The organism is Streptomyces sp. NPDC008086 (genome assembly GCF_042957325.1).
Taxonomy (GTDB): domain Bacteria; phylum Actinomycetota; class Actinomycetes; order Streptomycetales; family Streptomycetaceae; genus Streptomyces.
Genome location: NZ_JBIBIA010000004.1, coordinates 445519 through 465587 on the forward strand (window position 1 = coordinate 445519; position 20069 = coordinate 465587).

Sequence of the window (20069 nt, forward strand, 5' to 3'; positions counted from 1 at the left end):
TGCCGAGGAACGTAGACCCGAACGGAAGGCGGCGTCAAGAGTGGTCTACACCAGCAATCCAGTCGTTACTCGCCGGCGCTGTGCCGGGGCACCCTCTCGTCGCGGGGGAGCAGCAGCGGCGTCGCCAGCAACAGGACGCCGGCCAGGGCGATGGCGGTGCGCGGACCGGTCAGTGCCGCCAGCAGACCCCACAGCGCCGTCACGGCCGCGGTCGCCGTCCTGCTCGTGATCGACCAGGCCGACAGGGTGCGCGTGGTCCGGTCCGGCGGGGTCCGCTCCAGGCGGGTGGTGGCCAGGACCGGGGTGAAGACGCCCATGCAGGTGATCAGGCCGAACTCGACGGCCATGACCAGGAGCAGGCCCGACGTGCCCGGGCCGACGAAGGCCAGACCGACCGGCCAGCAGGCGCGCAGGGTGCCCGTGGTGAGCAGGACGCGGCGCCTGCCGTAGCGGGCGACCAGGGGCCGGGACAGACGTGAGCCCAGCAGGCCGCCCAGGCATGGCACGGCGAAGGCGAGACCGTACTGCCAGGGGGTGAAGCCGAGTTGGCCGAGCATGAGGACGGAGAGCAGAGGGGCCGGCGCCATGATCAGGGCGTTGACGGCGAGGGTGTTGAGGAACAACGGGCGCAGGGTGGGGTGGGTGAGGATGTGCCGCCAGCCCGCCGGGAGGTCGCTCATCCGCGGACCTGGGCGGACGGCGGCCGGTGAGAGCTGCGCGGTCTGTTGCCCTTCCTTACCATCGATCGCGCGGATCCCCAGCGCCGACAGCAGATAGCTGACCGCGTCCGCCAGCACCGTCGCCATCGGGCCGAACACGCCGACCGCCACTCCGCCGAGCGGTGGGCCGAGCGCGGTGGCCGTCCATGTCGTCGCCTCGAAACGGCCGTTGGCCACGAGCAGGTCCTCCGGCGGCACGAGGGACTTCAGATACGCCCCGCTCGCCGCGCCGAACGTGATGTCCGCGGCGGCCACCACCACCGACACCACCAGCAGCTGACCGAGTCCGAGCCCGCCCAGGGCGAACGAGACCGGGATGCTCAGCAGCGCCGCGCACCGGATCAGATCCGCCCCGACCATCACCGGCCGCTTCCGGCGGAACTCCACCCACGCCCCGAGCGGCACCGCCATCGCCGCCCCCACCGCGAGCCCCGAGGCCGCCAGCAGCGCCACCTCGGTCGCCCCGGCGTGCAGCACGAGAACCGCGATCAGCGGGAACGCGTCGAACGCCAGCCGCGTCCCGAACGTACTGATCGCGTACGCCGCCCACAGCCACCCGAACCGCCGCCCCAACGACCGCCCATCGCCCGCCACCCGCCCACCGCCCCGCCCTGGCTCCGCACAACCGACCGTTGATCCAGGTCATCCAATCCAGCGGGATAAGCCCTGATCAAACAACCGAGAGGCAGAGCTACACAACTGTTGGTTGTGCTGATGGTGTGAGAGGGTCGTACCCGCGCCCCCTGGCTGGGCTGCGCGGATGACACGCGACCGTCGCCGAGCACTGCTCGCCCTCGCCTCGCTCGCCGTGATCGCCGCGGCCGTGTCCTCCGTCTTCTGGGCGACACGGCCCGTACCGCACGGCGAGTGCGTGGTCGCCTTCTCCCGGGGGTCTCCACCGGCGACAGCGAGCCGGCCAGCGGACTGCCCGCCGTCGGCGGACCGGTGCCCGCCGCTCGCCCCTGCTCCCCCTACTTCGTCACGCTGGGCGGCGTGAGCGGCGTCGCCGCCTGGGCCTGGGGCGAGGAGGCGTTGGCGTAGGCCGAGGGGGCCGCGATGGTCGCCGTCGGGTCCGCGACGGGCTCGCCGTCCACCGTGAGGGGAGCGCGGCCCACGATCTGGATGTCGGCGGCGTCGAAGGCACGCTTGACGCGCCAGCGCAGCTCGCGTTCCACGGTCAGGGACTTGCCGGGCATCGTCTTCGCCGAGACCCGTACGACCATGGAGTCCAGCAGCACGCTGTCCAGGCCGAGGACCTCGATCGGGCCCCAGAGGAGCTCGTTCCAGGGCTCCTCCTTGCTCATCTTCTCGGCGACCTCGTCGATGGTGGCCCTGACCTTGTCCAGGTCCTCGGAGGAGCGGACGGTGACGTCGACGCCGGCCGTGGACCAGCCCTGGGAGAGGTTGCCGATGCGCTTGACCTCACCGTTGCGGACGTACCAGATCTCGCCGTTGTCGCCGCGCAGCTTCGTCACGCGCAGGCCGACCTCGATGACCTCGCCGGAGGCGACGCCCGCGTCGATCGAGTCGCCGACGCCGTACTGGTCCTCCAGGATCATGAAGACGCCGGAGAGGAAGTCGGTGACCAGGTTGCGGGCGCCGAAACCGATGGCCACGCCCGCGACACCGGCGGAGGCGAGCAGCGGGGCCAGGTTGATGTCGAAGGCTGACAGGACCATCAGGGCGGCCGTGCCCATGATCAGGAAGCTGGCCACCGAGCGCAGGACCGAACCGATCGCCTGGGAGCGCTGACGTCGGCGCTCGACGTTGACCAGGAGGCCGCCGATCGCCGTGCCGTCCACCGCCTGCGCGGTGCGGTTCATCCGGTCTATGAGCTTGGTGATCGCCCGTCGGATCGCCACTCTCAGCACCGCCGCGATCACCAGGATCAGCAGGACCTTGAGTCCGATCGCGAGCCAGGTCGACCAGTTCTGCTCGACCCAGCTCGCGGCCTGGGTCGCGCTCTCGTGGGCGTCCTGGAGCGAGGGCACCGCCGGGGTCGTCGTCTCCGACGGGGTCGGTGACGGGGTCGAACCGGCGGCCAGTAGGGCGTCGGACAAGGACACGGCAGGTACCTCCAGGTGCAGCGGTCCGCCCCACCGGAAGGCGGTCAAGGTCACGAAAAGGTCACCGGCAGGGCAGGCTCACCACACTATCGGGGCATCGTGTGTGGATCGGCGCCAAGTTCGAGGGAGGAATGGTGCCCACCTGGGGATGAACTGGTGGGATGAACAGTTCGTCGTCCTGGGGATGAATCAGATGTGGTCGAAAACACTCCCAGCCCGTTACCGGGACATGGTGGCGCTTTCACCAGGCAAGAGGGGAGACTGACTACAGATCGTCCCGGCGCGAGCCACGCGCCGCCGACGCCCAAGGAGGCATCCGTGCCGCATGTCCTGGTCCTCAACGCGTCGTACGAGCCACTCGGCGTCGTACCGCTCCGCCGCGCGCTCGTCCTCGTCCTCGAGAACAAGGCCGTATGCCTCGAGGAGTCCGGCGCCTTCATGCACAGCGCAACCGTCACAGTCCCCGCACCCAGCGTGGTCCGGCTCAAGCGATTCGTCCGGGTTCCCTATCGGGGGCCCGTTCCTCTTACTCGTAGGGCGCTCTTCGCCCGCGACGGGGGCCGGTGCATGTACTGCGGTGGCGTCGCAACCAGCGTCGACCATGTCATTCCGCGCAGCCGCGGGGGCAAGCACGTCTGGGACAACGTGGTGGCCTCGTGCCGCCGCTGCAACCACGTGAAGGCCGACCGACATCTCTTCGAGATCGGCTGGCGGCTGCGCCACAAACCCGCTCCGCCCACCGGTCTCGCCTGGCGCATCATCGGGACCGGGCACAGGGACCCGCGCTGGTTGCCGTACTTGGTGCCCTACGGCGCGGAGGACGCCATGGCCCGGATCGACGGCATTTCCGCCTGACGTCCGGGCTTTCGCATACCCGCGTCCTGCCTCCGGCGGTCGAGCGGGGGTTGCCTGTGGGTTCCTCGGGGCCGTGATCGTCCGGAGGGTCGGGGAGCACGGGGTGATGCGCGGCGGACGGCACACATGCCGGCGCAGTCGGGAAGCTGCGCCGGCACGCGTCCCCACGGGGTTCCATGGGCCGATGTCCCCGCCCGGACCCGCCGCTCTTCCGGGCCTGAAGTCGCCGCCCGGACCGTCGCTCTTCCGGGCCCGAGGGCGCCGTTCGGCGCACCGTGCGGGGCCGCGGCATCCGGCCCCGAGGGTCCCCCGTGCCCCCGGGGCCGGACGGTCGCGTGCCCGCACGGCCGTTCTCACATGAGCCGCGGCACGGCTCTCACGCGTACCGCAGTTCCCCCGGCCGGACCGAGCGGTGCAGCAGCGGCAGCGAGGTGGCCGCCGCCAGCAGGCAGCAGGCGTACACCGCGAGCGGCACCAGCAAAGAGACGTACGGCACGGCGTGCACCACGTACTCCGTGGTGAGCGCCGCGTACCAGGCGCCGATCGCCATGCCGCCGGCGCCCGCCACCGCGACCGCCGGGGCCAGCGGGACCGCGGTCTCCAGGAACACCGACCGGGCCAGCACCCCGCGCGGCACCCCGGCCGCGTGCTGCGCCGCCAGACCGCGGCGCCGGGCGGCCAGGGACTCGGCGGTGCCCACAGCCAGAGCCGACAGGACGAGCCCGAGGGCGACGAGGATCGCGGCCGCCGTCAGGTCGAGGCCCGTCGTATAGAACTCCATGTCCATGCCGAGGCGGCCCACGCGGCTCATGGCGTGCAGTTCGGCGAGCAGCACCTGCCGTACGCCCACGAAACCGGTGCCGAGGACCGTCACCAGCAGGACGGCCCCGTGCGTGCGGGCCGCCGCCCACGGGTCGTCGCGCAGCCGTTCCGCCGCGATCAGCAGGGCCGGGCGCTGGGCCCGGGCGGCGAGGACGCGGCCCAGCAGGCCCGAGGACCAGCCCGTCAGCAGCACCGCCGCGGTGCCGACCACCAGGGTCAGGGCCAGGACGACCAGCGGGACGGGGGAGAAGACGTGGGGCCTGTCGAACAGCGGGGTCAGCAGGCCCAGCCCCGCCGACGCGGCGAGCAGCAGGGCCGCCGTCAGGAACGCCCACCCCGGACGCCGGGCGGCCCGCACCCGGCGCACCCAGCCGAGCGGTGAGGCCACCACCCGGCGCAGCGCCAGCGCGGCCGTCGCCGCGCCCAGCACCGGAACCGCCGACGCGACCAGGGTCATCCCCGCCCAGGCGAGCGCGGTCGGACCGGCCCACACGGACAGCAGTACCGGCACCGCGACCGCGGTGGCCAGCGCCGAGCCCAGCAGACAGGCGATCCCCACCTCCAGCCCCGCGATCCGGCGCACCTGCCAGGGAGTGGCCCCCGCCAGTCGCAGCGCCGCGAGCCGCCGGTCGCGGTGGACCGCGCCGATACGCGCGGTCTGGCCGAGGAACCCGAGCACCGGAATGAGCAGAAGCACCAGGCTGAAAACCACCCCGGCGCGCTGGCGGGGGTCGTTCAGCAAGCCGTCCGCGAACGGCATGGGCGCATAGCCGTCGAGCGAGGCCAGCGCGACACCCGCCAACGCGAACCCGGTCGCGAGCGCCGCCCCGACCGCGGTGAGCCCGACCCGCCACCACTCGCGCCGGTCCGACCCCCGCGTCAGCTGCCATGCCAGCCGCAGATCGGCCCTCACGCGGCCACCTCCAGCGGCGCCACGGTCCCGTCGGCCAGCCGCACCTCGCGGTCCGCGTACGCCGCCACCTGGGCGTCATGCGTGATCAGCAGGACCGCCGTGCCCGACTCGCGGGCCGTGTGCGTCAGGGCCGTCATCACCTGCTCGCTCGCCAGCGAGTCCAGCGCCCCGGTCGGCTCGTCGGCGAAGACCACCTTCGGGCCGGTGACCAGCGCCCGGGCCAGAGCCGCCCGCTGTGCCTGGCCGCCGCTCAGCTCGCCGGGCCGCAGCTCCCCCTGCCCGCGCACCCCGAACCGCTCCAGCCACTCGCCGGCCCGCTCCCGCGCCTCCGGCCGGCGGACTCCGGCGAGCAGCAGCGGCAGGGCGACGTTGTCCAGGGCCGTCAGCTCGGGGATCAGCTGCCCGAACTGGAAGACCACGCCGAACTCCGTACGCCGCAGCTCGCTCAGCCGCTTCTCCGGCAGTCGGTCCAGCCGGTCCCCGGCGTACGTCACCGAGCCGGTGTCCGGGCGGACGATGCCGGCCAGGCAGTGCAGCAGCGTGGACTTCCCGCTGCCGCTGGCGCCGGTGACCGCGAGGATCTCGCCCGCCCGCAGCTCGACGGAGACGCCGCGCAGGGCCTCGGTCCTGCCGTGCGCCTTGACGAGGTCACGGGCCGCCAGCAGCGGCACCGTACCTCCCCCTGTATTGCTCATCCTGCGTCGACCTCCGCGGTCAGGGTGGTGAGCCGGGCCGCCGTGGTCGTCATCCAACGGAGGTCGGCGTCGAGGTGGTTGAGGGCGTAGTCCGCCGAGAGCACGGTCGCGAGATCGGTGCCCTGCGCGGTCTTGACCGCCGTGAGCTCCCGCATCCGCGTCATGTGGGCGGCGCGCTGGGCGCGCAGATAGGCCTCGGGGTCGCCGCCGGACAGGATCGACACGACGACCTTGGCGAAGATCTCGTTCGTCACGAACGGCGCGGGCGGCGCGATCTGCCCGGCCCACTCGGCCAGTTCGCGCCCTCCCTGCTCGGTCGAGCGGTACATGGTCCGCTCCGGACCGCCGTCCGAGTCGGTGCCGTCGACCTCGGCGAGTCCGTCGCGGACCAGGCGCTGCAAGGTCGTGTAGACCTGCCCGTAGGCCAGCGGACGGGCCTGAGGGAAGCGTTCGTCGTGCCGTCGCTTGAGGTCATAGCCATGGCTCGGCCCCGTGGCGAGCAGCCCCAACAGGATGTGGCGGGTGCTCATGCCGATCATTATTAACCGAGTACATGTACTGAGTGAATAGTGATCAGGAAAATGATCCGGCGGAAGCGGCCCGGGCAACAGGATGTGCGGAACAGAATGTGAGGAGAGGCACGTTGTTCGTCTCTGTACGTCTGCCGTCGCGTCCACTGGGTAGGGCTGGCGGTAACCCCACGTCGTACTCGACAAGGAGGCCCACCGTGGCCACAGCATCGGCCCTGTCCAAACCTGAGGCGCCCATCGAGCCCGAGATGCACGCCTGCGTCTTCAGCGCCGAGGGCGCCTGCTTCGAGACCCCCCTCACCAGCGAACCTCCCCTCCCCGACGCCGAGCCCCTCACCAGCGAGCCGCCGCTCTCCGACGCCGCGCCGCTGACGAGCGAGACCGCGAGCTGGGACATGGGCACGGACCTGGGTATGGACACCGGTATGGACTTGGACATGTACTCCACGAGGCCGTAGATGACAGGAAAGCGGTCGGCCGAAGCCCCTGCCGAGGATCCCCCGGGTCCCGAAGGTCCCCCCTCCGACGCCCTGTCGCTCCTCGCCGAGCTGCACGGCGTCGCCACCTCCTACCAGCCGTCCGCCGACCGCACGGTCACGGCCTCCGCCGCCGCGCTCACCCTCGCCCTGACCGCCCTCGGCATCGACACCAGCACCCCCGATGCCGTCGGCGCCGCGCTCGCCGCCCGTGAGCGCGAGCTGGGCGAACGGCTGTTGCCGCCGACGCTGGTGTGCTGGAGCGGCGCCGACCCCGAGGCGCCGGCCGCACTGCCCGCCGGCACCCGACTGCGCATCGAGACCGAACAGGGCGAGACCCGCGACGACATCGCCCAACTCCCGCCCGGTGTCCACCGCCTGACCGCCAGCACCCCCGACGGCCGCACGGCGACCAGCCACCTGGTCGTCGCCCCGCCCCGCCTGCCCACCCCCACCGGACGCTCCTACGGCCTGCTCGTGCAGCTCTACTCCCTGCTGTCCCGCCGCTCCTGGGGCATGGGCGACCTCGGCGACCTCACCGAACTGGCCGCCTGGGCCGGCCGCGCCCTCGGCGCCGGATTCGTGCAGGTCAACCCCCTGCACGCGGCCGTACCCGGAGCGCCCACCGACCCGTCCCCCTACCGACCCTCCTCCCGCCGCTTCCCCGACCCGGTGCATCTGCGGGTCGAGGACGTCCCCGAGTTCGCGTACGTCGAGGACCGCGAGCGCGTGCGCGCCCTGCTGGAGCGGGCCGGGCGGCTGCGCGAAGCGGTGCTGGAGAAGGGGGAGTTGATCGACCGGGACGCCGTCTGGGCGGCCAAGCGAGAAGCGCTGGAACTGGTGCGCGAGGTGCCGCTCGGGCCGGGGCGGCAAGCCGCGTACGTCGACTTCCTCGCGCGGGAGGGCCGGGCGCTGGAGGACCACGCCACCTGGTGCGCGCTGGCCGAGGTGCACGGCTCGGACTGGCAGCGGTGGCCCGCGGGACTACGGGATCCCCGGTCGCCGGAAACCGCCCGCGCGCGGGGCGAGTTGATGGACCGCGTCGACTTCCACTGCCGGCTCGCCTGGCTCACCGACACCCAGCTGACCGCCGCCCAGCGGGCCGCGAAGGAGGCGGGGATGGAGGTCGGGATCATCCACGACCTGGCGGTCGGCGTGCACCCCGGCGGCGCCGACGCCTGGGCGCAGCAGGAGTACTTCGCGGCCGGGATGTCGGTCGGGGCACCGCCGGACGCCTTCAACGCGCGCGGCCAGGACTGGGGCCTGCCGCCCTGGCGCCCGGACCGGCTCGCCGAGTCGGGCTACGAGCCGTATCGCCGCCTGCTCAGGGCGCTCTTCCGGTACGCGGGCGCCCTGCGCATCGACCATGTGATGGGACTGTTCCGGCTGTGGTGGGTGCCGCAGGGGCATCCGCCCACGGAGGGGACGTACGTCCGCTACGACGCCGAGGCCATGCTCGCCATCCTGGTGCTGGAGGCCTCCCGGGCCGGCGCGGTGGTGATCGGGGAGGACCTCGGCACGGTGGAGCCGGGCGTACGGGAGACGCTGCGCTCGCGGGGCGTGCTCGGCACCTCGGTGCTCTGGTTCGAACGGGACTGGGACGGCGACGGCCGCCCCCTGCCACCGGACGCCTGGCGCTCCGACTGCCTCGCCACCGCCACCACCCACGACCTGCCGTCCACCGCCGCCCGCCTCACCGGCGACCACGTCGAACTCCGCCACGGCCTCGGCCTGTTGACCCGCCCCCTGGAGCAGGAGCGCGCCGAAGCGGCGGCGGACACCGGCGAGTGGCTGGAGCTGCTGTCCCGGCTCGACCTGCTGCGCGGCACCCACGGCGGACACTGCGTCTCGGAGGAGGAGGCCGAGATCCAGGCCGTCCACCGCTTCCTGCTGAGCACCCCGGCCCGCATGGTCGGCGTCTGGCTCCCGGACGGAGTGGGTGACCGCCGCCCGCAGAACCTGCCGGGGACCTGGGACCAGTACCCGAACTGGCGGCTGCCCGTCGCGGACGCGCAGGGCAAGCCGGTGACGCTGGAGGAGCTGGCCGGGTCGGCGCGGGTGCGGGCGCTGGTGGAGGTGCTGCGGGCCGGGCGCGCCGGGCCCGGCTGACGGGGGCTCGACGGGCGGGCCGCGCGGACCACGGCTCATACGGCACCCCGGGCGCGCGGCCCCTCGTGGGGTTCGGTACTTTTGGCCCCGTGGACAAGAAGAACGCCCTGCGCGCCGGCGCCCTGGCTGCCGGTACGACGCTGATGATGCTGCTCATGTCGTCCCCCGCGCTCGCGCTCACGCGTGACGACGGCGACGACCCCGGCCAGGGCCTGAGCGTCATGGAGACGCTGGGCCAGTTCGTCTTGGCCCCGCTCGTGCTGTTCGCGGTCATCGCGGGCCTCGTGATGGTCCTGGACCGCTCCTCGGACCGCCAGCCGAAGGCAAAGGCCAAGGCGAAGGCCTGACCAGGGCTCCCGCCCGACCTGGCCGCACCTCGGCTGCACCTCTGCCGCACCCCGGTTTTCCCCGAGGGCGCCGACCCTGTCGTACGTACGCGTCTCCGCCATACGTACGACGAGGTCGGCGCCCTCGATGCGTTTCTCCGCCGGGGGTGGCCTCCGCCGGGGGTGGCCTCCGCCGGGGGTGGCCTCCGTCGGGTGTGGCCTCCGTCGGGTGTGGCTTACGCCGGGTAGGGCGCGGTCAGATACCGCTGCACCGTGGGCGCCAGCCACGCCACGATCTCCTCGGGGGCCAGCGCCACGGCGGGCGGGAAGCGCAGGACGTAGCGGGTGAGCGCCAGCCCGAGCAGCTGGGACGAGACCAGCGCGGCCCGCGCCGGAGCCTGCTCGGGGTCGGGGCAGACCCGGCGGGCGACCGGCAGCAACTGGTCCGCGAAGATGCCCTGCATGCGCTCGGCGCCGGCCTGGTTGGTCGCGCCGACCCTGAGCAGGGCCGTGAGCACCTCGTTCCGCTCCCACATGTCCACGAAGTGGGTCACCAGCGTCCGTCCGGCGTCGTCCCGGGACAGCGACGCCGGGTCCGGCAGCTTCAGGTCGATCGAGACGGCCGCCGCGAACAGGCCCTCCTTGTTGCCGTAGTAGCGCATCACCATCGACGGGTCGATGTTCGCGTGCTTGGCGATGGCGCGGATGGTGGCGCGCTCGTAGCCGTCGGCCGCGAAGCGCTCGCGGGCCGCGTCCAGGATCGCCGTGCGGGTGGCCTCGGAACGGCGGGGGGTGCTCTGGGTCATGCCAACAACCGTAGGCCAACATCTGTGGGCCAACAAGTGTTGACAGGGCTGCGGAGCGGTCCTACGTTGGCCAACAAGCGTTGACCAACAATCGTTGGCATACGTTCGTTGGCAAACATGCGTTGGCACCCAGGAGGCCACCATGAACGGCACGGGCACGGGCACGGGCACAGGCACGGCCACAGGCACAAGCACCGGCACCAAGCACCCCGCCCCCAACCCCAACTCCGCCCCCGTCCTGGTCGTCGGCTCCGGACCCACCGGTCTCCTCCTGGCCGGTGACCTCGCCGCCGCCGGAGTCCCCGTCACCGTCGTCGAGAAGCGCCCCCACGAGATCAGCAACCTCTCCCGCGCATTCGGCGTGCACGCCCGCACCCTGGAGCAGCTCGACGCCCGCGGCCTCGCCGACGAACTGCTCGCCACCGGCACCGCCATCACCGAACTGCGCCTCTTCCGCCGGCTCTCCCTCGACCTGGGCACGCTGCCGTCCCGTTTCCCGTTCCTGCTCATCACCCCGCAGTACGAGGTGGAGCGGCTGCTGGAGCGGCGGGCGCGGGAGCTCGGCGTCGAGTTCCGCTTCGAGAGCGAGGTCGTCGGGCTGCGGCAGGACGACAGCGGGGTCGACCTCGACGTGCGCGGCCCGGACGGGACGGTCGTCACGCACCGCGCCGCCTACGTCGTCGGCGCGGACGGCCACCGCAGCGCCGTACGCCGTGCCGTCGGCCTGCCTTTCCCCGGCGTCTCCGTCATCAGGTCCCTGTTCCTGGCGGACGTACGGCTCGCCGAGCGGCCGGACGGTGTGCTCACCGTCAACGGCGCGGGCGACGCCTTCGCGATGATCGCGTCCTTCGGCGACGGCTGGTACCGCGTCATGGGCTGGAACCGTCGCCACGAGGTCCCCGACGACGCCCCGCTCGACCTCGACGAGATCAAGGAGGTAACCCGGCGCGCCCTGGGCACCGACTACGGCATGCACGACGCCCGCTGGCTCTCCCGCTTCCACAGCGACGAGCGCCAGGCGCCCGAGTACCGGGTCGGACGGGTCTTCCTCGCCGGCGACGCCGCGCACGTCCACTCACCGGCCGGCGGGCAGGGCATGAACACCGGACTCCAGGACGCGGCCAACCTCGGCTGGAAGCTCGCCGCCGTCGTCAGGGGCCGGTCGCCCGAGAGCCTCCTGGAGACTTATCAGGCCGAGCGTCACCCCGTCGGCAGAGCGGTGCTGCGCAGCAGTGGCGGACTGGTGCGGCTGGCGAGGGCGCGGAACCCGGCCCTGCGCGCCGTACGCGCCCTCGTGTCCGCCTTCGTCAACGCGGCCCGGCCCGCCCAGGCGAAGGCCCTGGCCCAGATCTCGGGCCTCGGCTACCGGTACGCCGCCCCGCGCGGCTCCCACCGCCTGGTCGGCACCCGTGTTCCGGACGTCGCGCTGGAGAGTGGTCGGCTCTACGAGGCTCTGCGCGGCGGGCGGTTCGTGCTGATCACCCCGAAGACCTCGGACGTGTCCGCGGACCAGGGATCCCGCGAGGACCGGCCGGCCGTGGAACGCTGGGCGAGCGAGCGCCGTACGACCGTGCTGGTGCGGCCCGACGGATACGTGGCGTGGGCGGCGGAGGAGGCGGACCCGCGGGCGGTCGAGGCGGCGCTCGCCGCGCACGTGGGGTGAACGGAAGCCTCCGCGCACCGCCGGTGAACCAGGTCTGCGACTACCGGGCTTCGGGCGTCCCCGCGAGCAACTCCCGCAACAGGTCGGCCAGTCGGTCGGCCTGTTCGGCGTCGAGGGTGGACAGGGCCTCGGTCTGGGTGGCGAGCCCGGCGCCGACCGCCTCGTCGATGAGCCGCAATCCCTTCTCGGTGAGGGTGACCTGCAGTCCGCGGCGGTCGTGCGGGTCGGGGGAACGGCGCAGCAGCCCGGCCCGTTCCAGCTTGTCGAGGCGGCCGGTCATGCCCCCGGTGGTGAGCATCAGCGTCGCCGACAGCTGGCGGGGCGAGAGCGTGTGCGGCTCGCCGGAGCGGCGCAGGGTCGCCAGCACGTCGAACTCGCCGCGCGAGATGCCGTAGGGCGCGTAGGCCTTCTCCATGCGGTCGCCCATCGTGCGCGAGAGGCGGAAGATCCGCCCGAAGACCTCCATCGCCTTGGTGTCGAGGTCGGGCCGCACGGCCGCCCACTGGTCGATGATCGCGTCGACGGGGTCGCTGGGGTGCGGGCGTTCGCTCATGGTGCCGAGTATCGGTCGTCGGACGCTCGGCCGCAAGAAAGTAGCTTGACGGAAAGTAGCTTACGGATAAGCTACTTTCTGCCGACCTACTTGAAGGGTGTGTGCCGAGCCATGGGTGCACTGATACTCCTCACCGCGCTCGCCCCCGTCTCCTGGGGCACGACCTACGCGGTCACCACCGAGTTCCTGCCGCCCGACCGCCCCCTGTTCACCGCCCTGGTGCGCGCCCTCCCCGCGGGCCTGCTGCTGCTCGCCCTCGCCCGGGTCCGCCCGCGCGGCGCCTGGTGGTGGAAGTCGGCGGTGCTCGGCGCGCTGAACATCGGAGCGTTCTTCCCGCTGCTGTTCCTGGCCGCGTACCGGCTGCCCGGCGGTATGGCGGCGGTCGTGGGCTCGGTCGGGCCGCTGTTCGTGGCGGGGCTGGCGGCGCTGCTGCTGGGGGAGCGGCCGACCGTACGGACGCTGCTCACCGCGGTCGTGGGCGCGTTCGGCGTCAGTCTGGTCGTGTTGGAGGCGGTCGGCGCCCTGGACGCGCTGGGCGTCCTCGCGGCCCTCGCCTCCACCGCCTCGATGTCCACGGGCACGGTCCTGACCAAGCGCTGGGGGCGCCCGGACGGCGTCGGCCCCCTCGCCCTCACCGGGTGGCAGCTCACGGCCGGCGGCCTGCTCATCGCGCCGCTCGCCGTGCTGGTCGAGGGCGCGCCGCCCGCGCTCGACGCCCCGGCGGTCGGCGGCTACCTCTACCTGGCGCTGGCGAACACGGCCCTCGCGTACTGGCTCTGGTTCCGCGGCATCGGTCGCCTCACCGCCACGCAGGTCACGTTCCTCGGGCCGCTGTCCCCGCTGACCGCCGCCGTCGTCGGCTGGGCGGCGCTCGGGCAGGCGCTGACGCCGGTTCAGATGGCGGGGATGGTGCTCGCGTTCGGGGCGACGGTGGTGGGGCAGATCGGGGCCGGACGCGGTGCGGCCCGGCGGGTGACCGCTGTAAAACCGTTCAGTTCCTCTGAAATGACGAGTCGAAAAGATTCGATGGACGTGACAGGTTCGGCGCTGCGACGGTAGCGGGAGTCCGCTCACCGGCCGTCAGCGAAAGGATCTCCGTGACCGTCGTCCTCCCCAGGACAGCAAGCACCACCCGCCGGACAGCAAGCACCACCCGCCGGACAGCAAGCACCACCCGCCGGGCAGCAAGCCCGGCCCTCCTCCCCGGAACGGCCGTTCTCGGCATCGCGCTGGCCGCCCTCGCCACCGTCGTCTGGTCCGGCAGCTTCGTGACCTCCCGGGCGCTGCACGACAGCGTGCCGCCGGTGCAGCAGGCGTTCTGGAGATGGCTGGTGGCGCTGGTCGCGGTGGCGCCCTTCGGGGTCCGGCAGGCCTGGCGGCAGCGCGAGGCGATCCGCGACCACCTCGGCTTCGTACTCCTCGCCTCGCTCCTCGGCGTCACCGCCTACAACACCCTCGTCAACCAGGCGGGGTTGACCACACCGGCCGCCAACATGGGCATGATCATGGCCGCTTCGCCGGTGCTGATGGCCGTGTTCGAGCGGGCTTCGGGGGTACGGCTGGGCGGGCGTCGGGTCGTGGGACTGCTGGTGGCCTGCGCGGGCGTCGTGCTGCTGATCGGGAGCGGCGCGGGCGGGGCCGGCTTCACGGCCGGTGACCTGTGGATGGTGGCGGCGGCCTGCTGCTTCGGTTCGTACAGCGGGCTGCTGCGGCGCAGGCCGGCCGAACTGGGCGGTACGGCCTTCCTGTTCACCACGTTCCTGGTGGGTACGGTCCTGCTGCTGCCCGCGCAGGGAGTGAGCGTGGCGGTGCAGGGTGGCTTCGAGCCGACGCCCCGGACGGTCCTGCCGATCCTCTACGTCGGGCTCGCCTCCTCCGCCGTCGCCTTCTTCGCCTGGAACCGGGCGATCGCGCTGGTCGGTCCGAGCCGCGCCGGGGTCGTGTACTACCTCCAGCCGGTGTGCGTGTCGCTGCTGTCCTGGGCGGTGCTGGGGGAGACGACCGGCTGGACCCAGTCGCTGTGCATGGCGCTGATCCTCGGCGGGGTCGTCCTCGGTGCGACGGCGCGGCGATGACGTAGGTTGCCGCCATGGTCGAGTGGGACATCCGCAAGCTTCAGATCCTGCGGACGCTGCGGGAACGGGGAACCGTGACGGCGACGGCCGAGGCGCTGCGGATGACACCGTCGGCGGTGTCGCAGCAGCTGACGAACCTCGCCAAGCAGGTCGGGGTGCCGCTGCTGGAGGCGCGGGGGCGGCGGGTGCGGCTGACGGACGCGGCCCGGCTGGTGCTGCGGCACGCCGAGGCCGTGTTCGAGCAACTGGAGCGGGCGGACGCCGAGTTGGCGGCGTACACGCGCGGCGAGGTCGGGGAGGTGCGCGTGGGCGCCTTCTCCACGGCCGTCCCGGCGCTGGTCGTCCCGGCCGTACGGGCGCTGCGGGCCGCGCATCCCGGCGTGGTCGTACGCGTACGGGAGGCCGAGGCCGCCGAGGCGTACGAACTCCTGGCCGCCGGAGAGGTCGACCTCGCGCTCTCCCTCGCCGCACAGGCACCGGCCGAGGGCGACCCCCGTTTCACCCGCGTACCCCTGCTGACCGATCCGCTGGACATCGCCCTCCCCAAGGGCCACGACCTGGCGACCACCACCCCCCTGCGGCTGGCCGACCTCGCCGCCGAGGACTGGATCTTCGGCGGAAGCGGCCCCTGGTCCGACATCACCCGCGGCGCCTGCGAGACGGCCGGCTTCAGCCCCCGGCAGGGTCACTCGGCGGCCGGATGGACGGCCATCCTCGCCATGGTGGAGGCCGGCATGGGAGTGGCACTGGTCCCCCGGATGGCCGCCGTGCCGCGGGGCGGGGTCGTGATGCGGGAACTGGGGGAGGAGCGGCCGGTTCGGCATGTGATGGCGGCTGTGCGTAGGGGTGGGGAGGATTCCCCGGCGGTGGGGAGGGTGTTGGGGGCGCTGCGGGGTGCCGCCGGCGGTCAGTCGGGCAAGGTGGCGTACGCCGGCACTCAGGCCCTGCGGACCTCGTAGAGGAAGCACCCGTACTCGACGGTCCGGACATGGACGAGTGCCACGGACGGATCCTCGAACGCCTCCCGGAACGCCGCGGTGAACGCGCTCGCGCCCTCGACCAGCCGGCCGCCCAGAATATGCCCCTCCGCCGAGTACCGCCGGACAACCCGGTGCGCGTTGGTGAACGGGACCCCGTCGCCGTCCGGCCCCGCGCACTCCTCGGCGTGGATGAAGACCGGACCCTGCTCGTCGTAGGCACCAGGATCGGCCCCGTTCCCGGCCGCCCAGCGGCGCAGGGGCGCGTACGAGACCAGGGCGATCCGCTCGCCGGGGGCGCTGCGGCGCAGGCAGCAGCGCAGGGGTGCGCCGCCCTCGTCGTCGGTCACGGGAACCATCCGGCGTCCCGCGTCGTCAGCAGAGCGCAGCCCCTTCAGGGTCGTCGGTTCGACAGGACATACGTGGTAGGTCGTCATGACCCCAGCCTCACGCGCGTACGCCCCGCCCACCGGCGGTGAACGGACATCGCGCTCCGTGCAGGTCCCGTGGAAGGATGACCGAACCGCCGAACCTACACATATCGAGGAGATGACCGCGTGCCTGGCACAAACCTGACTCGCGAAGAGGCGCAGCAGCGGGCACAGCTGCTCACCGTTGACTCGTACGAGATCGATCTCGACCTCTCCGGCGCGCAGGAGGGCGGTACCTACAGGTCCGTGACCACGGTGCGCTTCGACGTGGCGCAGAACGGCGCCGACTCCTTCATCGACCTCGTGGCGCCGACCGTCCACGAGGTGACCCTCAACGGCGACGCGCTCGACGCGGACGAGGTCTTCAAGGACTCCAGGATCGCCCTGCCGGGTCTGCTGGAGGGCCGCAACGTCCTGCGGGTCGTCGCCGACTGCGCGTACACCAACACGGGCGAGGGCCTGCACCGCTTCGTCGACCCGGTCGACCAGCAGGCGTACCTGTACACCCAGTTCGAGGTCCCGGACGCGCGTCGCGTCTTCGCGTCCTTCGAGCAGCCCGACCTGAAGGCCACGTTCCAGTTCACCGTGAAGGCCCCCGAGGGCTGGACGGTGATCTCCAACTCGCCCACCCCGGAGCCGAAGGACAACGTCTGGTCCTTCGAGCCGACGCCGCGTATCTCGTCGTACATCACGGCGCTGATCGTCGGCCCGTACCACTCCGTGCACAGCGTCTACGAGAAGGACGGGCAGAGCGTGCCGCTCGGCATCTACTGCCGGCCGTCGCTCGCCGAGTACCTCGACTCGGACGCCATCTTCGAGGTGACCCGGCAGGGCTTCGACTGGTTCCAGGAGAAGTTCGACTACGCGTACCCGTTCAAGAAGTACGACCAGCTGTTCGTGCCGGAGTTCAACGCCGGCGCGATGGAGAACGCCGGCGCGGTCACCATCCGGGACCAGTACGTCTTCCGGTCGAAGGTCACCGACGCCGCGTACGAGCAGCGCGCCGCCACGATCCTGCACGAGCTGGCCCACATGTGGTTCGGCGACCTGGTCACCATGGAGTGGTGGAACGACCTGTGGCTGAACGAGTCGTTCGCCACCTACGCGGAGGCCGCCTGCCAGGCGTACGCCCCCCAGTCGCGCTGGCCGCACTCGTGGACCACCTTCGCCAACCAGATGAAGACGTGGGCGTACCGCCAGGACCAGCTGCCGTCGACCCACCCGATCATGGCCGAGATCCGCGACCTGGACGACGTCCTCGTCAACTTCGACGGCATCACGTACGCCAAGGGCGCCTCCGTCCTCAAGCAGCTCGTCGCCTACGTCGGCGAGGACGAGTTCTTCCGGGGCGTGCAGGCGTACTTCAAGCGCCACGCGTTCGGCAACACGCGCCTGTCCGACCTGCTGGGCGCCCTGGAGGAGACCTCCGGGCGCGACCTGAAGACCTGGTCGAAGCAGTGGCTGGAGACGGCCGGCATCAACGTCCTGCGGCCCGAGATCGAGACGGACGCCGAGGGCGTCATCACGTCCTTCGCGATCCGCCAGGAGGCCCCCGCGCTGCCGGCCGGCGCGAAGGGCGAGCCGACCCTGCGCCCGCACCGCATCGCGGTCGGCCTGTACGACCTCGACGGCGACACCGGCAAGTTGGTGCGCGTCGAGCGCGTCGAGCTGGACGTGGACGGCGAACTGACCGCCGTACCGCAGCTGTCGGGCACCCGCCGCCCGGACGTCGTCCTCCTCAACGACGACGACCTGTCGTACGCCAAGGTCCGCCTCGACGAGGCGTCCCTGGCGTTCGTCACCGAGCACCTCGGCGACTTCGAGGCGTCCCTGCCCCGCGCCCTGTGCTGGGCCTCGTCCTGGGACATGACGCGCGACGCGGAGCTCGCCACCCGCGACTACCTCTCGCTGGTCCTGTCGGGCATCGGCAAGGAGTCCGACATCGGTGTCGTGCAGTCGCTCCAGCGCCAGGTGAAGCTGGCGATCGAGCTGTACGCCGCCCCCGCGGCCCGCGAGGCCCTGCTGACCCGCTGGACGGACGCCACGCTGGCCCATCTGCGGTCCGCCGAGGCGGGCAGCGACCACCAGCTGGCGTGGGCGCGGGCCTTCGCGGCGACGGCCCGTACGCCGGAGCAGCTGGACCTGCTGGAGGCCCTGCTGGACGGCTCCCAGTCGGTCGAGGGGCTGGCCGTCGACACGGAGCTGCGCTGGGCGTTCGTGGAGCGCCTGGCGGCCGTGGGCCGCTACGACGAGACGGAGATCGCGGCCGAGTACGAGCGGGACAGGACCGCCGCCGGCGAGCGCCACGCCGCCACCGCCCGCGCCGCCCGCCCGACCCCCGAGGCCAAGGCCGAGGCCTGGTCGTCGGTCATCGAGTCCGACAAGCTCCCCAACGCCCTCCAGGAAGCGGTCATCGTCGGCTTCGTCCAGACCGACCAGCGCGAACTCCTCGCCCCGTACGCGGACAGGTTCTTCGAGGTGGTCAAGGACATCTGGGACGCACGCTCCCACGAGATCGCCCAGCAGATCGCCGTCGGCCTGTACCCGACGATCCAGGTCTCCGACGACACCCTGCACAAGACGGACACCTGGCTGTCCTCCGCGGAGCCGAACGCGGCCCTGCGACGCCTGATCTCGGAATCCCGGGCGGGCGTGGAACGGGCACTGAAGGCGCAGGCCGCGGACGCGGAGGCCGAGCAGCCGTAGCCGACGGCGGGCGACCGGCAGCGCCGGCCGTACGACGCCAAGGGGCGCCCACCGTCATCGGTGGGCGCCCCTTCGGCGTGGGATACGGGCGTCAGCCCTTCAGCTCCGCCGCCACCAGCTCCGCGATCTGCACGGCGTTCAGCGCCGCGCCCTTGCGGAGGTTGTCGTTGGAGAGGAACAGGGCGAGGCCGTGCTCGACGGTCTCGTCCTGGCGGATGCGGCCGACGTAGGACGGGTCCTGGCCGGCCGCCTGGAGCGGGGTCGGGACGTCGGTGAGGGCGACGCCGGGGGCGCCGGCGAGGACCTCCTTGGCGCGCTCCACGCTGATCGGGCGGGCGAAGCGGGCGTTGACCTGGAGGGAGTGGCCGGAGAAGACCGGGACGCGGACGCAGGTGCCGGAGACCTTCAGCTCGGGGATCTCCAGGATCTTGCGGGACTCGTGGCGGAGCTTCTGCTCCTCGTCGGTCTCGTTCAGGCCGTCGTCCACGATGGAGCCGGCCATCGGCAGGACGTTGTACGCGATCGGCGCGACGTACTTGTTCGGGGCGGGGAACTCCGCCGCCGAGCCGTCGTGGGTCAGCTTGGGCGCGTCGTCGCCGACCTTCTTGACCTGCTCGAACAGCTCGTCCACGCCGGCCAGACCGGAGCCGGAGACGGCCTGGTAGGTGGCGACGACCAGGGCCTCGAGGCCCGCCTCGGCGTGCAGCGGACGCAGCACCGGCATCGCGGCCATCGTCGTGCAGTTCGGGTTGGCGATGATGCCCTTGGGGCGGTCGGCGATGGCGTGCGGGTTGACCTCGGAGACCACCAGGGGTACCTCCGGGTCCCTGCGCCACGCCGAGGAGTTGTCGATCACCACGGGACCCTGCGCGGCGACCTTCGGGGCCAGCGCCTTCGAGGTCGCGCCGCCCGCCGAGAACAGCACGATGTCCAGACCGGAGTAGTCGGCCGTGGCCGCGTCCTCCACCGTCACGCCGTCCAGGACCGTCCCCGCCGAGCGGGCCGAGGCGAACAGACGCAGCTCGGTGACGGGGAAGTCCCGCTCCTTGAGGATCCTGCGCATGACCGTGCCGACCTGACCGGTGGCTCCGACGATTCCGACCCTCACGGCGACTCCTTCTACGTGATCTGCGTGGCTTGTCTGTGTCTGCTGCATGGCCGAGGCGTTTCCATCATGCGGTCAGCCTTGGTCCGCCTGTCCAATTCTTTGACCGGGATGACCGAACGGTGGAACGCGACCCACCCCGGTCCGAGCCGTGGTTCTGCGGCTCACACCCGGGCTGAGCTGGAGATATTCGCCCTGCGGCGGCCCCGCACCGCAAGCTCGCCTGCCCGCCCGCGACCGGG

At 72.3% G+C, this 20069-nt stretch carries 18 protein-coding genes; 9 read left to right on the top strand and 9 right to left on the bottom strand.

Annotation, left to right across the window (positions count from 1 at the left end; translation table 11 throughout):
* Positions 1–65: 65 nt before the first annotated feature.
* Both ACFZBP_RS16275 and ACFZBP_RS16280 read right to left on the bottom strand, forming a co-directional pair.
* Positions 66–1313 (bottom strand): MFS transporter, encoded by a 1248-nt coding sequence (locus ACFZBP_RS16275; protein ID WP_391413636.1) that lies wholly within the window; start codon positions 1311–1313, stop codon positions 66–68.
* Between the two features lie 377 nt (positions 1314–1690).
* Complete coding sequence (locus ACFZBP_RS16280; protein ID WP_383451355.1) at positions 1691–2785, bottom strand: mechanosensitive ion channel family protein; 1095 nt, start codon at positions 2783–2785, stop codon at positions 1691–1693.
* Positions 2786–3103: 318 nt separating this feature from the next.
* Between ACFZBP_RS16280 and ACFZBP_RS16285 the strand changes: the two genes are divergently transcribed.
* Positions 3104–3640 (top strand): HNH endonuclease, encoded by a 537-nt coding sequence (locus ACFZBP_RS16285; RefSeq protein WP_217207240.1) that lies wholly within the window; start codon positions 3104–3106, stop codon positions 3638–3640.
* Between the two features lie 376 nt (positions 3641–4016).
* On the opposite strand, the gene ACFZBP_RS16290 is transcribed toward ACFZBP_RS16285, so the two are convergent.
* From ACFZBP_RS16290 to ACFZBP_RS16300, 3 genes are read right to left on the bottom strand one after another with little or no spacing between them, the layout of a single operon-like run.
* Positions 4017–5375: an FtsX-like permease family protein gene (locus ACFZBP_RS16290; RefSeq protein ID WP_391413639.1), complete on the bottom strand. Its 1359-nt coding sequence runs from the start codon at positions 5373–5375 to the stop codon at positions 4017–4019.
* Positions 5372–6070, bottom strand: a complete 699-nt coding sequence (locus ACFZBP_RS16295) for an ABC transporter ATP-binding protein (RefSeq protein ID WP_383451350.1) — start codon at positions 6068–6070, stop codon at positions 5372–5374. The genes ACFZBP_RS16290 and ACFZBP_RS16295 overlap by 4 nt, the downstream gene beginning before the upstream one ends.
* On the bottom strand, positions 6067–6600 hold the full coding sequence (locus ACFZBP_RS16300) for a PadR family transcriptional regulator (protein ID WP_383451348.1): 534 nt from the start codon (positions 6598–6600) through the stop codon (positions 6067–6069). The genes ACFZBP_RS16295 and ACFZBP_RS16300 overlap by 4 nt, the downstream gene beginning before the upstream one ends.
* A 197-nt stretch (positions 6601–6797) precedes the next feature.
* On the opposite strand from ACFZBP_RS16300, the gene ACFZBP_RS16305 reads away from it, so the two are divergent.
* The 3 genes from ACFZBP_RS16305 to ACFZBP_RS16315 all read left to right on the top strand — a co-directional run bounded on the left by ACFZBP_RS16305 (position 6798) and on the right by ACFZBP_RS16315 (position 9532).
* A complete protein-coding gene (locus ACFZBP_RS16305; protein WP_383451346.1) occupies positions 6798–7058 on the top strand; it encodes a hypothetical protein in 261 nt (86 codons plus the stop codon).
* Positions 7059–9185 (top strand): 4-alpha-glucanotransferase, encoded by a 2127-nt coding sequence (malQ, locus tag ACFZBP_RS16310; RefSeq protein ID WP_391413642.1) that lies wholly within the window; start codon positions 7059–7061, stop codon positions 9183–9185.
* Between the two features lie 89 nt (positions 9186–9274).
* Positions 9275–9532, top strand: coding sequence for a hypothetical protein (locus tag ACFZBP_RS16315; protein ID WP_062720692.1), 258 nt, complete (start codon positions 9275–9277; stop codon positions 9530–9532).
* Positions 9533–9747: 215 nt separating this feature from the next.
* On the opposite strand, the gene ACFZBP_RS16320 is transcribed toward ACFZBP_RS16315, so the two are convergent.
* Positions 9748–10317, bottom strand: coding sequence for a TetR family transcriptional regulator (locus ACFZBP_RS16320; protein ID WP_391413645.1), 570 nt, complete (start codon positions 10315–10317; stop codon positions 9748–9750).
* A 142-nt stretch (positions 10318–10459) separates the two neighbouring features.
* Here ACFZBP_RS16320 and ACFZBP_RS16325 point away from each other — a divergent pair, with 142 nt between their 5' ends.
* Positions 10460–11980: an FAD-dependent monooxygenase gene (locus ACFZBP_RS16325; protein ID WP_391413647.1), complete on the top strand. Its 1521-nt coding sequence runs from the start codon at positions 10460–10462 to the stop codon at positions 11978–11980.
* A gap of 40 nt (positions 11981–12020) precedes the next feature.
* Here the strand turns inward: ACFZBP_RS16325 and ACFZBP_RS16330 are convergent, their stop codons facing one another.
* Entirely contained in the window at positions 12021–12533 is a 513-nt protein-coding gene (locus ACFZBP_RS16330; protein WP_383451338.1) for a MarR family winged helix-turn-helix transcriptional regulator, read from the bottom strand.
* Positions 12534–12644: 111 nt separating this feature from the next.
* On the opposite strand from ACFZBP_RS16330, the gene ACFZBP_RS16335 reads away from it, so the two are divergent.
* From ACFZBP_RS16335 to ACFZBP_RS16345, 3 genes are all read left to right on the top strand, one after another.
* Positions 12645–13592 carry an EamA family transporter gene (locus tag ACFZBP_RS16335; protein ID WP_391413649.1) on the top strand — a complete coding sequence of 316 codons (948 nt, stop codon included), beginning with the start codon at positions 12645–12647 and terminating at the stop codon, positions 13590–13592.
* Positions 13593–13756: 164 nt separating this feature from the next.
* Entirely contained in the window at positions 13757–14608 is an 852-nt protein-coding gene (locus ACFZBP_RS16340; protein ID WP_391414115.1) for an EamA family transporter, read from the top strand.
* A gap of 14 nt (positions 14609–14622) precedes the next feature.
* Complete coding sequence (locus ACFZBP_RS16345; protein ID WP_391413651.1) at positions 14623–15567, top strand: LysR substrate-binding domain-containing protein; 945 nt, start codon at positions 14623–14625, stop codon at positions 15565–15567.
* On the opposite strand, the gene ACFZBP_RS16350 is transcribed toward ACFZBP_RS16345, so the two are convergent.
* On the bottom strand, positions 15546–16022 hold the full coding sequence (locus ACFZBP_RS16350) for a DUF1203 domain-containing protein (RefSeq protein WP_391413653.1): 477 nt from the start codon (positions 16020–16022) through the stop codon (positions 15546–15548). The genes ACFZBP_RS16345 and ACFZBP_RS16350 overlap by 22 nt on opposite strands.
* Positions 16023–16142: 120 nt before the next feature.
* Between ACFZBP_RS16350 and pepN the strand changes: the two genes are divergently transcribed.
* Entirely contained in the window at positions 16143–18722 is a 2580-nt protein-coding gene (gene pepN, locus ACFZBP_RS16355; RefSeq protein ID WP_383451326.1) for an aminopeptidase N, read from the top strand.
* Positions 18723–18813: 91 nt separating this feature from the next.
* On the opposite strand, the gene ACFZBP_RS16360 is transcribed toward pepN, so the two are convergent.
* Positions 18814–19830: an aspartate-semialdehyde dehydrogenase gene (locus tag ACFZBP_RS16360; RefSeq protein ID WP_391413655.1), complete on the bottom strand. Its 1017-nt coding sequence runs from the start codon at positions 19828–19830 to the stop codon at positions 18814–18816.
* Positions 19831–20069 lie beyond the last annotated feature (239 nt).

What these genes read in the sequence shown, in the direction of transcription:
- ACFZBP_RS16330 (WP_383451338.1), bottom strand. Translation starts at nt 12,533, where the DNA reads ATGAGCGAACGCCCGCACCCCAGCGACCCCGTCGACGCGATCATCGAC.
- ACFZBP_RS16325 (WP_391413647.1), top strand. Translation starts at nt 10,460, where the DNA reads ATGAACGGCACGGGCACGGGCACGGGCACAGGCACGGCCACAGGCACA.
- malQ (WP_391413642.1), top strand. Translation starts at nt 7,059, where the DNA reads ATGACAGGAAAGCGGTCGGCCGAAGCCCCTGCCGAGGATCCCCCGGGT.
- ACFZBP_RS16295 (WP_383451350.1), bottom strand. Translation starts at nt 6,070, where the DNA reads ATGAGCAATACAGGGGGAGGTACGGTGCCGCTGCTGGCGGCCCGTGAC.
- ACFZBP_RS16335 (WP_391413649.1), top strand. Translation starts at nt 12,645, where the DNA reads ATGGGTGCACTGATACTCCTCACCGCGCTCGCCCCCGTCTCCTGGGGC.
- ACFZBP_RS16350 (WP_391413653.1), bottom strand. Translation starts at nt 16,022, where the DNA reads ATGACGACCTACCACGTATGTCCTGTCGAACCGACGACCCTGAAGGGG.
- ACFZBP_RS16320 (WP_391413645.1), bottom strand. Translation starts at nt 10,317, where the DNA reads ATGACCCAGAGCACCCCCCGCCGTTCCGAGGCCACCCGCACGGCGATC.
- ACFZBP_RS16300 (WP_383451348.1), bottom strand. Translation starts at nt 6,600, where the DNA reads ATGAGCACCCGCCACATCCTGTTGGGGCTGCTCGCCACGGGGCCGAGC.
- ACFZBP_RS16345 (WP_391413651.1), top strand. Translation starts at nt 14,623, where the DNA reads ATGGTCGAGTGGGACATCCGCAAGCTTCAGATCCTGCGGACGCTGCGG.